The organism is Altererythrobacter sp. MTPC7 (assembly GCF_042851395.1).
GTDB lineage: Bacteria > Pseudomonadota > Alphaproteobacteria > Sphingomonadales > Sphingomonadaceae > CAJXSN01.
Genome location: NZ_BTGS01000014.1, coordinates 53,034 through 68,341, shown reverse-complemented (window position 1 = coordinate 68,341; position 15,308 = coordinate 53,034). Strand labels below are relative to the sequence as shown.

The following is a 15,308-nucleotide window of genomic DNA, read 5'->3' as shown; positions in this document are numbered from 1 at the left end:
AGGTTCAGTCGTCAGCCATGCCGGTGGCATAGGACAAACGACCGCCGCTCACATCGATGTCGAACAGGGCGTCGCCCTTGGTCTCCTCGGATGCGCTGCCGAGATCGATGATCTCTCTCTGGATTGTGTCGAGTTCCTTCATTGATCACTCCTCTGCTTTGATCGCGACTCCAATCGTCGCGGTCAGAGCATGAAGAGCATGGCCAGATGGGGCCAACTTATAATGGAATTATAAACAGATAGTCCGACAAATGAGGTGCGACCGGGTGATGGAAGCACTCGTTGGCAAGTGCATCGATGGTTTTAGCGAGGAGCCTGGACATGAGCATCGCCACCCGGTCGCTAGGAACCTGAATTCCCGATCCGACAGTAGAGCCGATCATGTACAGGAATACAGAGCAATTCTACCTATTGGCACATTTCTTATCTAATACTGGTTAAGAGAAACCAGAAAAAGTCCGGACAGTCTCAAAACTTATCGACTTGATGATGCATGCGTTCTTCTGCGTGCCTTGGCGAAATCCCGGTCACTGGCGACGAAGCGCTCGATCATTGGTGGGATCAGAGCTGCGGGCTCGGGTGCACCCTCTGAAACGCCGCCATTGAGCACGACCCCATATTCGACCAGCCGGCGATGGAGCCGCGCAGGGATCTCTATCGTCAGCTTGACGGGCTTGCCATCGGTAATGTCGGAGAGCTTGAGCCGGGTCATGCTCCACCCTCCAGCACAATATCGCGCGTCACCAGAACGCGTACGGGAAAGCCGGGACGGATCGTCAGCGTCGGGCGGATATCAAGCTCGCGTGCAACGACCTGCTCGCCCGCGCGATTGATGCTGTCCTGGCTTCCGCGGCGAACAGCGCGCAGCAGGTCATCATCTTCGCCTGCGCCGAGTTCGCCGCCAATCCCGAGCAAAGTGGAAACGAGCGCGGCTTTGACGACACCGCCCCAATGGTAATCGACGCCGTCCTCCAGTCCGGCATAGCCCGACGGGTCTGCAGCCGGCTGACGATCGAGCACAATCGAGCGCCCATCAGGCAGGATGAGCCTGGTCCAGGCCAGCAGCACCCGGCGTTGGCCGAACCCGACATCGGACTCGTACTCACCGATCAGGCGCGCTCCTTGCGGGATCAGAAGGTGCCGCCCGGTCAGGCTGTCATAGACATTCTGGGTCACCTGCGCAGTCACGAGGCCGGGCTGGTCCGACCGGATACCGGTGATCAGCGCTGCCGGAATGATCGACCCGGCCTGAAGCAGCGTCCCCGATGGCACCGCCTCAAGCCGCTGCACGGAAGCCGTCTGCATGTCGGCGGGCCGTTCGAAAAAGCCTGCTTGCGCCGTTGGGACGGAGGCTGGAATCGGAACACCCGCTTGCTGTCGGGCGCCAGGAGCCGCCGTGCCGGAACTGACAGCTTGTGTCCCGCCGCCGAAAAACAGGCGACTGCCGCGCGCCGCCTCGCGTTCCTGTTCAAGGCGTTCGCGCGCCATATCTTCGGGGCTCGGCGCCGCCCGCTGGGGCGGGACCGGAGGCGGCGCGCCGACAGGGGGCAGCGCGGCAATCGCTCCACGATCCTGCGCCTCGAGGATCGGTTGACCGAGATCGCCCGGCAGCGGTCGCCCCAACCTCGGAACCTGGGAATAGTCTGCCGGAGCCGTGGCAAGTCCGTCTGCCACAGCGATCCCGTCGGTGTTGACCAGCTCTTCGCCGCCGTCCTGCGAAGCCGGCTGCAGGGCGTAGAGCAATATACCGCCAAGCACGGTCAGACCCGCGGCGCTGGCGATGCCGATAGCCTTGCGCGACAGCCTGACCACGCGCGGTCCCTCCCCGCGCAATCGAACGATACTTTCAGCATCGGAGGGGCGCTCGGTTTTGCTTTCCTCGTTCACGACCGGTCCCGCTTGCGATTTTCAAACTTCACCCGGACCTGCCTGCGACCGGCACCGAGGCGCAGTTCGGCCTTGTGGAAGAGGCGGTCGACGATGAGATAGCGCCCTGAGACCCGGTAATTGACCAGCTCGGCTGCGCCATCTGCGCCAATCACGAAGAACGGCGGCATTTCGCCCTGGGCGATATCGGGTGGAAACTCGACCAGGGTCCGCTGTCCGTCGTCGAAGACCCGTAGCGGGCGCCAGTCAGGCTTGTCACCCGAGATGCGGTACTCGAAATTGAGCGCCTCAAGCGTGAACCCGTGGGCGACTGGTGTGGCTCGCGCCGCTCGCTCTTCTTCGCGGCGCAGCGCGATCAGTTCGTCGGCCGGATAGGACCAGCTGACCGAGGCCATATAGATGTTCGGGTTGGCGCGCAGTTCGATGTGATAGGTGCGGCGGTCGGTATTGATGACCAGATTGGTTGCGATATCGGGCCGCGTCGGTTTGATGAGGATATGAACCCGCTGCGTCGCTCCCGAGCCGCTCAGGGTGTCCCCGATCATCCAGCGCACGGTATCACCCGCCGCGACCGGCCCGGGGCCGACCAGTGTTTCGCCTTCCTGCAAGGCGATGTCGGTTACCTGCCCGGGTTTGGCGTAGACCTGGAACAATGCACCTTCGCGATAGGCATAGCGCTGGATGGCATTGTCGAATCCGGCATTGTCCGGTTCGATCCTGGCGGCCTCATTCGCCGCTCCCACATGGCTCTGAGGATCAGGGGCGGGGTCAGAGGCAGGGGAGCGGCGCGCGGCAGTGGGGGAGGCCTGCCGCGAGGGGGTGTTGGCATATGCAATGGCCTGAACAAGGCGGGATGCATCGGCGAGGTCGAAGGCGGTGATCGCCCGCGATGCGGCCCGGGCCTGCGGCGCAGGCGTCGCTGACGCGGGCGATCCGGCAAGGAGTAGAACGCCGGCTGCGAGCAGCGCTGGACGGGAGAATGCAAGTAGGTGGGTCATCAGCCAAGCTCCTTTGACCAGTTGATCGAGGTGACGAAGATCCCGAGCGGATTGCTGGTGAGCGCGTCGGGCGTCCTGGGAGGCTGGACGGCAATGCCGAGAATGGCGGTCCAGCGAGTGGTTTCGGCGAGCGCGCCGTCACGGTAGCGCCGCTCGACCCAGGCCACGCGGAAGCTGCGCGGCGAGGCGCGGATCACGCTGGTGACATCGACCGCCACCTGTTCGCGGCCGATTGCCGCGAACGGGTCGTTGGCCCGCGCATAATCGTTGAGCGCCAAGGCGCCCTTGTCGCTCGCGAACTGGTAGGCTCTGAGCCAGTTTTCGCGCACGACGACAGGATCGTCGGGGATGGCGCGGACATGCTCGATAAACCGCGCAAGGTGGAAGGCGATCTGCGGATCGGTCGGCTCGTAATCCGCGGCGGCGGGAGCGACGGTGCGGGCCTCGCCCAGCCTGTCGACCTCGACCACCCAGGGCACGATGGTGCCGCGCGCATTCTGCCACACGAGCCCGCCGGTCAGCACGGCGGACAGGCCTAGCGCGCCGAAGAAGGCATAGCGCCAGCTTTTTGCCTGGACGCGCGCGGAACCGATGCGCTCGTCCCAGACCTGTGCCGCCCGTTGGTAGGGCGTCTCTGCTTGAGGCGTTTTTGCGTAGCGGATCGAAGGCCGTTTGAACATTGGAGGTTAATCCTTCTCTTTGGTGTCGATGGAAGCGCCTGCGCCGGAGCCGTCGCCGGCACGCACGGTGTGCGTGGCAAGCGAGGCCGAGTGGCCAAGGCTCTGCCTGTGCTTCATGGACCGCGCCCAGGCCGGCGGGCCGTTCGTCTGTTCCGGATCCGGTGACGAAGCACCGTGAGCGGGCACGATGCGGCCACCCATGTTCCCGACCGACGCACGCGCCCCGTCGCGGAAATTGCTCCTGGCGCTGTCTGCCGCTTTGCGTAGCGGCGACATGGCGGCACCTCCTGCTGCGCGGCCGACACCCGCCATTCCGCTAGCAACCGCGGCGCCGCCGCTCTTGCCCGCCGAACCGGTGGCATAGGCCATGGTCGCACCTCCGGCAGCGCGCGAGGTGCCTCGCGCGACGGAAGAGGCAGCACTGGCGACCGCGCCGCCCGCAAGTTTGGCACCGGCCACGCCGCCAACCGCAGCACCGCCTGCAAGAAGCGCGGTGCCTGCGGCAGCGCCTGCACCGAGCTGCGGACCGCCCGCGACAATGCCATTGGCGATCCCCGGCCCGAAAATGCCCAGACCAAGCAGGGTGAGGCTGGCGAGCACGATGGCCAGCGCATCCTCGATGGTCGGCTCGCCGGGGATGGCGCCGGTGAATTCGGCGAAGAGCGTCGAACCGATGCCGATGATGACGGCGAGAACGAGAACCTTGATCCCCGAGGAGACCACATTGCCGAGCACACGTTCGGCAAGGAAGGCGGTCTTGCCGAACAGTCCAAAGGGAATGAGCACGAAACCCGCCAAGGTCGTCAGTTTGAACTCGATCAGGGTGACGAACAGCTGGATGGAGAGAATGAAGAAGGCGATGATGACAATCGCCCAGGCGACGAGCAGGATGATGATCTGCAGAAAATTCTCGAAGAAGCCGACATAGCCCATCAGATCGGCAATCGATTCGAGGAGCGGCCAGGCGGCATCGATGCCGACCTGCGCCACCCTTCCCGGCTGCAACAGATCGCTCGCGCCGAGCCCCGAACCGCTCGCCTTCAGGCCCAGCCCGGCAAAGCTGTTGAACACGATATTGGCGAGCGCGCTCCAGTTGCCGATGATGTAGGCAAAGATCCCGACGAAGAGCGTCTTCTTGACGAGCCGGGCGATGATGTCGTCGTTCGCGCCCCAGCTCCAGAACAGAGCGGCGAGCGTCACATCGATCACGATCAGCGTGGTCGCGATGAACGCCACCTCGCCCGAAAGCAGCCCGAAGCCGCTGTCGATATATTGCGAGAAGATCGCGAGGAAACGATCGACGACGCCGGTGCCGCCCATGTCAGTCCTCCCCTCGCGTTTCGCCGGAAAAGGAATCAGGCAGCGCCCTGTCGCCGATCCCGGGATAAGCCTCAGGATGATCGACGCCGAAAAAACGGCGGCGCTTCTCGGCCCAGGCGGCGCGGCAATCGGGCGAGGACAGCGCCAGTTCGCCCATTTGAGCGCAAGCCCTCAGCTGAGCCGGAAGCGGATCACTGTCGGGCACCCATATGCGCCGGTCAGCTTGCTGCACCGGCGCGGGCTCCTCACGCAGCTGTACGATCGTCATCGCGATGGCGAGACCGACGAATACAGCGGCACCGGTGCGCGCGGCGAGCTTGGTATTCATCGCGGATCAGTCCGATCCGCCCGGCAGGTAGCGCGGGCGAATAGCGAGAAACCGTCTCAGTTGTTCGCGGGCCTGTGCCTTGGCCGCCGCGCGCTCGGCGGCATCGAGCGCCTGCGCCCTGCCAGTGGCAGCGATCGTGGCGGTCAGGTCGGCCAGCTGGCGGGCCTGCAATGCCAGCAGTTGATTGCCAGCCTGCGCTGCCTGCAAGGCACCGGTGGCGGACTGGCTCGCCGAAACAAGGCTGCCGAGCGCTTCGCGCGACCCTTCAATATTGGCAACCGTGCCCGCCTGAACCTTGAGGGCATCTTCGAAGGCCGCCACACTGTTTTGCCAGCGCGCCTCGGCACCGTCCACCATCGCCTGCTGCGAGGCACCGAGCGGAACGTTCTTGTAGTGCAGGTCGAAAGCGCCCTCGATGGTGCGGACATCGTAGGCGATGCGCTGGGCTTCATTCAGCAGCTGCTGGGTCTGCCGGATCTGGTCCTGCAAGGGCTGCACGATCGTCAGCGGCAGGCTCTGGAGGTTCCTCGCTTCGTTGATCAGCGAGTCCGCCTGGTTCTGCAGCATGCGGATCTGGTTGTTGATCTGCTCGAGCGTACGCGCGGCAGTCAGCACGTTCTGCGCGTAATTGGACGGATCGTAGACGATCCCGCCGAACTGCGCATGCGCAGGCGTCGATACCAAGGCACTCGTACTCGCCAAAGCGAGTGCGGTGCCCATGGCCATGCTCCGGACGATTTTTCGAGAGGTCATTTGAGGTCTCCTTCTGGTCGGTTTGGGGGGGTGGAAGAGTGCACAATGTCGCCGAGCAATTCGGCGGCCCAGTGGAGGCCGCGTTGCCTCAGCCAGTGGGCGGCAAAGTCGCTCCGGCCATGCTCTTCGACGATGCGGGACATGGCGAGCTGGTCGTTCTTGGAAGAGGCGGCGGTAAAGGCGAGCGCCACTTCGCCAAGGCCCAGTTCGAACAGGCGATTACCGCGAGAGGACTGACAGTAATAATCGCGCTTGGCCGTCGCTCGGCTGAGGATTTCAATCTGGCGGTCGTTCAATCCGAAGCGGCGATAAATACCCAAAATCTGCGGTTCGACTGCTCGGTCGTTGGGCAGGAAAATGCGGGTCGGGCAGCTTTCGATAATCGCGGGCGCGATTGCCGAGGTCTCGATATCGGCAAGGCTCTGGGTGGCGAACACGACACTCGCATTCTTCTTGCGCAGGGTCTTTAGCCATTCGCGCAATTGCGCGGCGAAGGCCGGACTGTCGAGCACCAGCCAGCCTTCATCGATAATGATGAGCGTCGGCGAGCCGTCGAGGCGGCCTTCGATCCGGTGAAACAGATAGGACAGCACGGCAGGCGCAGCTGCCGATCCGGTCAGCCCTTCGGTCTCGAACGCCTGGAAACTCTCTTCGCCCAGCCGTTCGCTTTCGGCATCGAGCAGCCGTCCGAACGGCCCACCGACGCAGTAGGGCGCAAGCGCCTGCTTCAAAGCCTGTGATTGCAGAAGAACAGCGAGCCCGGTGAGCGTGCGTTCGGCAACCGGCGCGCTCGCCAGCGAGCTCAGCGCCGACCATAGATGATCCTTGATCTCCGGATCGATTGCGACGCCCTCCGCAGCGAGGATCGCCTGGAGCCATTCCGAGGCCCAGTTGCGCTGTGCCGGTTCATCGATCCGCGCCAGCGGTTGCAGCAGGACCGCCTCGTCGCTGTCCTCGGACAGACTCGATCCCAAATCCTGCCAATCGCCGCCGCAGGCGAGCGCGGCCGCCCGGATCGAGCCACCGAAATCGAAAGCGAAAATCTGCGACCCGTCATAGCGGTGAAACTGCATCGCCATCATTGCCAGCAACACCGACTTGCCCGCCCCGGTTGGGCCGACGACGAGGCTATGTCCGACGTCGCCGACATGGAGCGAAAATCGGAATGGGGTCGAGCCTTCGGTCTTGGCGTAAAACAGCGGCGGCGCGTCGAAATGCGCATCGCGTTCCGGTCCGGCCCAGACTGCAGAAAGCGGCATCATATGCGCGAGGTTCAGGGTCGAGACCGGAGGCTGGCGAACATTGGCATAGACATGGCCCGGCAGCGATCCGAGCCAGGCCTCGATCGCGTTCATGCCTTCGGTCACGCAGGTAAAATCGCGTCCCTGGATGACCTTCTCGACGAGCCGCAGTTTCTCGGCGGCAAGCGCCGGATCCTCGTCCCACACCGTAACGGTCGCGGTGACCAGCGCGAGCCCGACATGGTCGGCGCCCAGCTCCTGTAGCGCGGCATCGGCATCCTCGGCCTTGTTGGCCGCATCGCTGTCAACCAGCACGGAGGCCTCGTTGGTCATCACTTCCTTGAGGATCGCGGCGACCGATTTGCGCTTGGCGAACCACTGGCGGCGGATTTTCGAGAGCAGCTTCGTCGCGTCGGATTTGTCGAGCATGATCGCCCGCGTCGACCAGCGATAGGCAAAGCCTTGCGCATTGAGTTCATCGAGCAAGCCGGGAAAGGTCGCGCTGGGAAAGCCGATCACGGTCAGCGTCCGCAGATGCGCCGCACCCAGGCGCGGTTCGAGACCGCCGGTCAGCGGCTCGTCGGCAAGCAGCGCATCGAGATGCATCGGGGTTTCGGGAACGCGTACGTCGTGCACCCGCGTCGAGATGCAGCTGTGAAGATAACTCAGCGTCTCGCCATCATCGAGCCATTGGACCTCGGGGAAGAGCCCTTCGAACAGGCGCAGCAGCCGGTCGGTCCGATCGGCGAAGCCGTCGAGAAGCTCGCGCGGATCCACGCCTTTCTCGGCCTTTCCTTCGTAGAGCCAGCTTTCAGCCCGCGCGGCATCCTCGGCAGGCGGCATCCATAGGAGGGTCAGATAATAGCGGCTCTCGAAATGCGCGCCCTCCTCTGCGAACTGCGCGGCGCGTTCTCTTTCGACCAGCGCCGATGCCGGCTCGGGAAAGGCGCAATCGGGATAGTCCAGTGCGGGACGGCGCACCGCCTCGACGAAGATAGCCCAGCCCGAGCCAAGGCGACGCAGCGCGCTGTTCAACCGCGCCGTCGTTGCAACCAGTTCGGCAGGGGTCGCGCTGTCGAGATCCGGCCCGCGAAAGCGGGCCGTCCGCTGGAAGCTGCCGTCCTTGTTAAGCACGACGCCGAGTGCGACGAGCGCCGCCCACGGGAGGAAGTCCGCAAGCCGGTCGGCCTTGTTTCGATATTCGCGCAAGCTCAGCATGACTCAGACCTGCAGATGCGCGGGGAGCCGCAGATGCCGCCGTGCGACATCGACGAATTGCGGATCGTGCCGGGCGGCCCAGACCGCGACCATGTGGCCGAGCGCGAAAAACGCGACGCCTGCGATCCACAGCTGCAGACCTAGTCCAATCGCGCCCGCCAGCGTCGCATTGGCGATGGCAAGTCCGCGCGGCGCTCCGCCGAGCAGGATATGCTCGGTCAGCGCCCGGTGAACAGGGACCGCAAAGCCGTTCGGCAGAGAAGCTTCGCTGCTATCCATCAGACCAGCGCTCCGCCGCCGAAGGAGAAGAACGAAAGGAAGAAGGAGGACGCGGCAAAGGCGATCGAAAGCCCGAAGACGATCTGGATCAGGCGCCTGAAGCCTCCCGATGTATCCCCGAAAGCGAGCGCCAGCCCGGTGGCGATGATGATGATCACCGCGACGATCTTGGCGACCGGGCCCTGGATGGATTCGAGGATCGCCTGGAGCGGCGCTTCCCACGGCATTGAAGAGCCAGCGGCATGGGCGGGCGCCGCAAATGCCAACGCAAAGAGGCTGGCAAGGATCAAAGCGGACAGGCGCGGGCGCGCCCGCGACAAGATATGGGTCACGAGTGGTCTCCTGCTGTGGATGGAAGGGGTGCGAGGACGTATTCGCCCGCGGCATCGAGTCCGCGCACCTCGGCGAGTTCGGCAAGGCGCCGGCCGGTGCCGTCGCGTACGAGCACGGCGATGATATCGATGGTCTCGGCGATCAGCGCGCGCGGCACGGTGACCACGCTTTCCTGGATAAGCTGTTCAAGCCGCCGCAGCGTGCCAAGCGCCGAGCCGGCGTGAAGCGTGCCGACCCCGCCTGGATGACCGGTGCCCCAGGCTTTCAGCAGATCAAGTGCTTCTGCACCGCGCACCTCGCCGATGGGAATGCGGTCGGGCCGCAGTCGCAGCGCCGACCGGACGAGATCGGACAAGGTCGCAACGCCGTCCTTGGTCCGCAGCGACACCAGATTGGGCGCTGCGCATTGCAGCTCCAGCGTATCCTCGATCAGAACGACACGGTCGGACGTGGATGCGACCTCGGCGAGCAAGGCATTGGTGAGCGTCGTCTTGCCGGTCGAGGTGCCACCGACGACCAGAATGTTCTTCTTCGCAGCGACCGCACCGGCAAGCGCTTCCGCCTGCCATTTGCTCATGATCCCGGTCCTCACGTAATCGGCCAGCGCGAACACCGCGATAGCTGGTTTGCGGATGGCGAAGCTCGGGGCGGCAACCACCGGGGGCAGCAGACCTTCGAAGCGCTCGCCGCCTTCCGGCAGTTCGGCGGACACACGCGGTGCGCCTGCATGAACCTCGGCGCCGACATGATGGGCGACCAGCCGGATAATTCGCTCGCCATCGGCTGGGCTCATCAGACATTCGCTCGCCGCGAGACCCTCGCCCAATCGGTCGACCCAGACACGCCCATCGGGGTTGAGCATGACTTCGATGACATCGGGCTCGTCGAGCCAGCGGGTGATGTCGCCACCAAGCGCAGTGCGCAGCATGCGCGCGCCGCGCGATGAGATTTCGGACCGGAGAGGGATGACGCTCATGGACTGCCTCGGATGCGGCAACCGACCACCGGCTGCATTCGCGAGGCAGATCAAAAAGACATCAAATCACTGTCGGGCAACAAGGAATTGCGCAAATCGTAGATTAGCGTGGCATTGAGAGGAAACGTCGCTTGAGCGAGGCTTACCAAAGATGATGGTGCTGACGACTTTGCTCTACATGGGCCCTGCTATAAGCGATCTTCACGCTGAACGGAGCTTCCCGGAAGTTGCTAAGCAAGGCTCGGTCAGAAAGGAATTGGCGGGGAATACAATTGACCACGAATTGTCGGACCACTTTTAAACCTGCACATAGGGCCGACCATCTTTAAACGGGACATCCATGGCCGACAGAAAATTCCATATCGCAGAATGGTATGGTGATCCGTTTCACGAACTCGCGGATACCGCACGTGTTGTACGCGCCGCGCATATCGTGGGTGGTTCCGCAATGAAGAAAGACGAGCTCGACCGCCTAGCCGTACTCGAGCAAAAGCTAGCCGAAACATCTCTGACGGCGCGCGAAGCGAGACGCCTCGATGTACTTCGTGAGAAGCTTTCACAGCAAAATGAAGACGAGCTGCCTTGCCCGTTCAAGGCTGGACGAGACCACCCCGTTTGCACCAAGAAAGGCGGGGTGTGTTCAATCCGCCTTTATGAAGACAGCGGCAATCAAATCGAACCTGTGAAAGGCGATCAGGGGAAGATTAGATCGCTTTGCCCATGGCGGTTCCATCAGGGTCACGTCGCATTTGCAGAAATCGGCAAGAGTCTTCTGGGAACCTCGGACCCGATCGAGGTCGGTGAGGTTGGGTTTCTCGAATCTACCGGCAGCCTGGACAGCGAAGAGGGCAAAGACGTCGGCCGGATAGACATGGTCTTGCTCAAGTTGGACAAGGATGACCAGTCCTTGCTGGATTGGGTGGCTGTGGAGGTTCAGGCAGTTTATTTTTCTGGCAAGAGGATGGCAGTCGAATTTGACGATATCGCCAACCGTCAGGGGAAATTGGCAATGCCGGTCGTGGGCAGGCGTCCTGACTACCGCAGCAGCGGCGTGAAGCGGCTCATGCCTCAGCTCCTGACCAAAATTCCTACGCTCAGGCGCTGGGGCAAAAAGATGGCCATCGTAGTCGATTGGGCTTTCTACCACTCGATGGGCCAGATGGAGCAGACAAAGCATATTTCCAACGCCGATATCGCGTGGTTTATCGCAGATTTTGTCGAAGATCCGGCGTCGGGCCGTTATCAGCTCAAGATCGTGGATGAGATTTATACCACTCTCGAAAGCGCTACGCTCGGATTGACCGGCGGAATTCCGGTTGCTCAAGGCGACTTCGAAGCCCGGATTAAGGCGAAAGCGGGAATGGGTCGCTTGCTATGAGGCAGCGATATATATATCAGGACAAAAAGAGAACAAACCGAGGGCTGTCTCAATGACAAAAACCGCGATTGACTTGTTTTGTGGTGCTGGAGGCCTCTCTGCCGGACTGGAGATGGCGGGCTTTGGCGTCCTGGCCGGTAATGATTGTTTCGAGGCGGCGGGCAAAACGTTTTCGGCAACCCATCCGAACGCGCAGTTCATGCTCGGGCCGATCGAGGATGTGTCGGTCGAGCGGCTCATGAGGGTGACCGGGCTCAATAGAGGCGAATTGACTGTGCTCGTCGGCGGTCCTCCCTGTCAGGCCTACTCGGTCTACAATCATAAGCGCGGCATGCATGACAGGCGCGCAACGCTGTTCAGGGAATACCTTCGGATCGTTGAGGGCATGAAACCCGAATGGATCGTGATGGAAAACGTCAAAGGCATATATTCCATTGGCGGTGGCGAAGCGGTTCGCACAATCAAAGCCGAACTTGCGGCTCTGGGGTACGAAGTCGAAGAGGCAGTGCTCAAGGCCGAAGATTTCGGTGTTCCGCAGGAGCGCCGTAGAGTGGTCTTTATCGGCAACCGGCTCGGCCTGCCTATCTCCCACCCGGATCCCAGTCACGGACCGGACCGGGCATATCCCTTCACGACAATTCGAGATGCGATCGGTGACCTTCCCGAGATCGAGAACGGTGAAGATCCGGGTGCCCCTGCCTATCGCACAGAGGCTTCGTCCGCTTTCCAGCGTCTGCTGCGTGGCAATGCAACCCACGTGACGCAGCACGCCGCACCACGCCTCGGCAAGGTGAATATGGATCGCCTTCCGCACATCCCGCAAGGCGGGAGCTGGCGCGACATTCCGCATGAACTTCTGCCTGCGGGCATGAAAAGAGCAAAGCGTTCCGATCACACCAAGCGTTACGGTCGGATGCGCTGGGACGGCCTAGCGTGCACGATCCTGACCAAATGCGACATTCACTGGGGCGCTTACATCCATCCGGAAGAGGATCGTGCGATAACCGTTCGCGAAGCGGCTCGTCTGCAGTCATTCCCGGACTATTTCGAGTTTTTCGGTTCGAAAACAGAACAGTATATTCAAGTAGGAAATGCAGTGCCTCCCCTGCTCGGGAAAGCCATTGGAGAACATCTCCTGACGCTTATGTCGCAACAGGTGAGACGAGCCGCTTGATATGCGCCCAGCCGGCAGGTCCAAACACTGATAGAAAAGATGCTCAGATGAGCTTCGACTATCACCGGGAAATGACGGAAGCTGTGTCGTAGGCCCCTTTTTCAGACCCGAACGACCTGTTCTGGATCATGAATGATTATCATAGAGCCAGATATCGTCACTTCCTTGAACTCGAAATGGGTGTCGAAGTCGACAACTCGGAATCTTTCAGCATACCGATAGAAACGGGCGAGCTATCGGATGGCAAGCCGTTCGAGCTGATCGATAGGCAAAGATCGCAATCGTAGCGTCAACTTTTGGGCCGTTTGCGGAATGTCTGTTTTCTGCAAGGATAAGCCATCAAGTAGACGTTTCACTCGATGAGCGACAGTTCACGATTGCATGTTACCTCGGATCGGATTGAACATCCGGACAAGAATTGGATGCTTCTCGCAGCTCTGCACCTTTCCCGACCAAGAAACCTCTCACGGCTTCTCGCGGCGGGTGATTAGCCGATGATCGACCTTTCATTCTCGCACCACATAGCTACGGTGCTTGACGGGAGATGGGGATGGATACACTTGAGCGAAAGTCCGCCGTCGTAGGCAGTTCGCGCATGCGCATTTCCGTTTTCGGAAGACCTATGCTTACCCATGGTTCCGGCGAGGAAATCGAGCTTTCGAACCAGAGGGCTCGCGCGCTGATCGCGATGCTTTGCGTGGAAAATGGCGAGCCATTAGACCGCGAGCAGGTGAGCAGGATGCTCTGGCCAGGGCGTTTTCCCGCACAGGCTAAAGCCAGCTTGCGTCAGTGCCTCCTAGCCCTGTCAAAGTCGGTTTTGTCGGGCGAACAAAGTCCGATTGTCACATCGCGCACCACGATCAGGCTTGATCGCGCGCTCATTGATTCAGACCTCTTCGATTTGTTCGATGCGCTCTCGGAAAGGCGCAACGCTGATGCCGCAGCACTCCTCGAACAGGTGGGCAACCGACGGCTTCTCGAAGGAATGGCATTTGGCAAGACGTTTGCCGCATGGTTGTCCGAAAGGCTCACTTCAATCGAGAACCGGCTCGAAATCGAAGTGGGTCGCGCTGTTGCAGGACTCAAATCCGCGGGCGAGCACGAGGAGGCCGCACGCCTCGAAAAAGCGTGGCAGGTTCGGCAAAGGCCCCCTCCTCGCGACACAAGCACAACCTGCAGCCTGGCGGTCCTACCTTTCGAACAAAGGGATGAGATCGGCGGCGATTTTTTCCTTGCCGAAGGGGTGACGGATGAGCTTTCGGCCAACCTGGCCCGCATCTCGGGTATCCGTTTGGCCGGTCGCACTTCGGTCGCAGCCGTAACAGAGCGTGGCTCGACCATCCCCGTAATTGCCGAGCTACTGGGCGTGACCCATGTAATCGAGGGTTCGGTTCACCGCATGGCGAACTCGATACGCGTTTCGCTACGACTGGTCGAAGGGGAAAAGGGGACCGAGATATGGTCGAGCCATTTCGATGGAACGATCGAGGAGATTCTGGGATCGCGTCAGCTGATCGGGGCCAATCTGATTGCTGGAATATGCAAGAACCTGGGACTGGACGCCCGAGCCATGCCGCGCCGCAGGATGACCGCCAGCCGGGAGGCCTATTCGCTGTATTTACAGGGTCGCGCTTTGACCTACCGCGCGATTGGCGACGGGGTTTTGCCAAAGGCAGTCGAGCTTCTCGAACAAGCTCTGGAGATTGATCGCGAATTCGCTGAATGTTGGACTGCGCTCGCCGAGGCGCACGTCTTCACCGCCGTCTACACACCTTGCCTTGAACGGGTCGAGGCCTCGCAAAGAGGAGCCGACTGCGCAAAGCGAGCCATCGCTCTCGATCCCTCGCAGGGGCATGCGCACGCCATGCTCGGGATTCACGCATGGACGGAGTTTTCGCCTGTGCGCGCGCTCGATCACGCTTTCGAGGCCTACCGCCTTTCGTCCAATGTTGCGGATGTCGGCATGCGGCTCGGCTCGTTCCTGCTTTATATCGGACGCAGCGCGGAAGCGCTTCCCTATATCGAAGCGGCTATCGAGCAGGACCCCGTGTTTGGTCGAAACTATGCGATGCTGAGCGTGGCCCAGCTCAATCTCGGCGACATCAACGCGGCCATATCTGCCGGACGAAGGATGGTCGATCTGGGTATGCCTGGAATGTGGCTTGCCAATGCCCTTTCAATCGCCGGGAGGCGCGAAGAGGCCGTTGACTTATATTACCGCTCCAGACTGCTGATGAACACGGTCATTCTGCCCCCCGCCGGGACCGAACCCATGGCCGATGAGGCGCGCGACGTCTATTGGCGGATTGCAGCAAATGGATGCTGCAGCGGCAGGGCCGAGGATCGCGAAATCTACTGCCGAATGCTGGACGGGCTTCATGCAACCATGCCCGATCCATTTGACCCTTCGATTGCGTTTCCGGCGATCTGGATGGGACATGCCGAACTCGTCATGAAGCTCTATTCGGGACAGATTCACCCTGCGAACATGTTTGGGCTGATGAGCATGTGGACCGATGCAGACCCGATCAATGCGGTGCGTGGGCACCCCGGTTTCATGGATTTCGCCGAGCGGATCGGATTGGTGGCCGCGTGGGAAAAGTACGGCTGGCCAGATCTCATTCCGCACGATCCACGCACGAATTGACGCTTTTTTGACGGTCGGCCGGATTGACGCAAGGCCGCCTCCTCAGCGAAAAATCTCTTTAGCAAACACGCCAAGAGTGAACCTGCCCTAGTCCTG

Annotated in this window: 15 protein-coding genes; 3 read left to right on the top strand and 12 right to left on the bottom strand. The window is 61.6% G+C overall.

Translation table 11 applies throughout. The features are described 5' to 3' along the window. Positions 1-4: 4 nt before the first annotated feature. The 12 genes from ACGHJ7_RS12405 to trbB form a co-directional block, all read right to left on the bottom strand. Entirely contained in the window at positions 5-142 is a 138-nt protein-coding gene (locus ACGHJ7_RS12405; protein WP_156170876.1) for a benenodin family lasso peptide, read from the bottom strand. Positions 143-475: 333 nt separating this feature from the next. Next, positions 476-712, bottom strand: coding sequence for a DUF2274 domain-containing protein (locus tag ACGHJ7_RS12400; protein ID WP_047822854.1), 237 nt, complete (start codon positions 710-712; stop codon positions 476-478). Further along, positions 709-1,887 carry a TrbI/VirB10 family protein gene (locus ACGHJ7_RS12395; protein ID WP_390478130.1) on the bottom strand — a complete coding sequence of 393 codons (1,179 nt, stop codon included), beginning with the start codon at positions 1,885-1,887 and terminating at the stop codon, positions 709-711. The genes ACGHJ7_RS12400 and ACGHJ7_RS12395 overlap by 4 nt, the downstream gene beginning before the upstream one ends. Then, complete coding sequence (gene trbG, locus ACGHJ7_RS12390) at positions 1,884-2,885, bottom strand: P-type conjugative transfer protein TrbG (RefSeq protein WP_390478127.1); 1,002 nt, start codon at positions 2,883-2,885, stop codon at positions 1,884-1,886. The genes ACGHJ7_RS12395 and trbG overlap by 4 nt, the downstream gene beginning before the upstream one ends. Further along, entirely contained in the window at positions 2,885-3,565 is a 681-nt protein-coding gene (gene trbF / locus ACGHJ7_RS12385) for a conjugal transfer protein TrbF (RefSeq protein ID WP_390478124.1), read from the bottom strand. Before trbF ends, trbG begins: the two co-directional genes overlap by 1 nt. A 6-nt stretch (positions 3,566-3,571) precedes the next feature. Continuing rightward, on the bottom strand, positions 3,572-4,885 hold the full coding sequence (trbL, locus tag ACGHJ7_RS12380) for a P-type conjugative transfer protein TrbL (RefSeq protein ID WP_390478121.1): 1,314 nt from the start codon (positions 4,883-4,885) through the stop codon (positions 3,572-3,574). A 1-nt stretch (position 4,886) separates the two neighbouring features. Then, positions 4,887-5,213 carry a putative entry exclusion protein TrbK-alt gene (gene trbK-alt, locus ACGHJ7_RS12375; RefSeq protein ID WP_390478119.1) on the bottom strand — a complete coding sequence of 109 codons (327 nt, stop codon included), beginning with the start codon at positions 5,211-5,213 and terminating at the stop codon, positions 4,887-4,889. A gap of 6 nt (positions 5,214-5,219) precedes the next feature. After that, positions 5,220-5,966, bottom strand: coding sequence for a P-type conjugative transfer protein TrbJ (gene trbJ, locus ACGHJ7_RS12370; protein ID WP_390478116.1), 747 nt, complete (start codon positions 5,964-5,966; stop codon positions 5,220-5,222). Continuing rightward, complete coding sequence (trbE, locus tag ACGHJ7_RS12365; RefSeq protein ID WP_390478113.1) at positions 5,963-8,425, bottom strand: conjugal transfer protein TrbE; 2,463 nt, start codon at positions 8,423-8,425, stop codon at positions 5,963-5,965. The genes trbJ and trbE overlap by 4 nt, the downstream gene beginning before the upstream one ends. 3 nt (positions 8,426-8,428) lie before the next feature. Next, a complete protein-coding gene (locus tag ACGHJ7_RS12360) occupies positions 8,429-8,704 on the bottom strand; it encodes a VirB3 family type IV secretion system protein (protein ID WP_390478110.1) in 276 nt (91 codons plus the stop codon). Next, the gene (locus tag ACGHJ7_RS12355; RefSeq protein ID WP_390478172.1) at positions 8,704-9,027 is read right to left on the bottom strand and encodes a TrbC/VirB2 family protein; all 324 of its coding nucleotides are present in this window, start codon (positions 9,025-9,027) and stop codon (positions 8,704-8,706) included. The genes ACGHJ7_RS12360 and ACGHJ7_RS12355 overlap by 1 nt, the downstream gene beginning before the upstream one ends. Before the next feature lie 5 nt (positions 9,028-9,032). Further along, complete coding sequence (trbB, locus tag ACGHJ7_RS12350) at positions 9,033-10,013, bottom strand: P-type conjugative transfer ATPase TrbB (RefSeq protein ID WP_390478108.1); 981 nt, start codon at positions 10,011-10,013, stop codon at positions 9,033-9,035. A gap of 340 nt (positions 10,014-10,353) precedes the next feature. Here trbB and ACGHJ7_RS12345 point away from each other — a divergent pair, with 340 nt between their 5' ends. From ACGHJ7_RS12345 to ACGHJ7_RS12335, 3 genes are all read left to right on the top strand, one after another. Further along, positions 10,354-11,391 carry a NotI family restriction endonuclease gene (locus ACGHJ7_RS12345; RefSeq protein WP_390478105.1) on the top strand — a complete coding sequence of 346 codons (1,038 nt, stop codon included), beginning with the start codon at positions 10,354-10,356 and terminating at the stop codon, positions 11,389-11,391. Between the two features lie 52 nt (positions 11,392-11,443). Continuing rightward, entirely contained in the window at positions 11,444-12,565 is a 1,122-nt protein-coding gene (locus ACGHJ7_RS12340) for a DNA cytosine methyltransferase (RefSeq protein WP_390478102.1), read from the top strand. Between the two features lie 595 nt (positions 12,566-13,160). After that, positions 13,161-15,212, top strand: a complete 2,052-nt coding sequence (locus ACGHJ7_RS12335) for a hypothetical protein (RefSeq protein WP_390478100.1) — start codon at positions 13,161-13,163, stop codon at positions 15,210-15,212. Positions 15,213-15,308 lie beyond the last annotated feature (96 nt).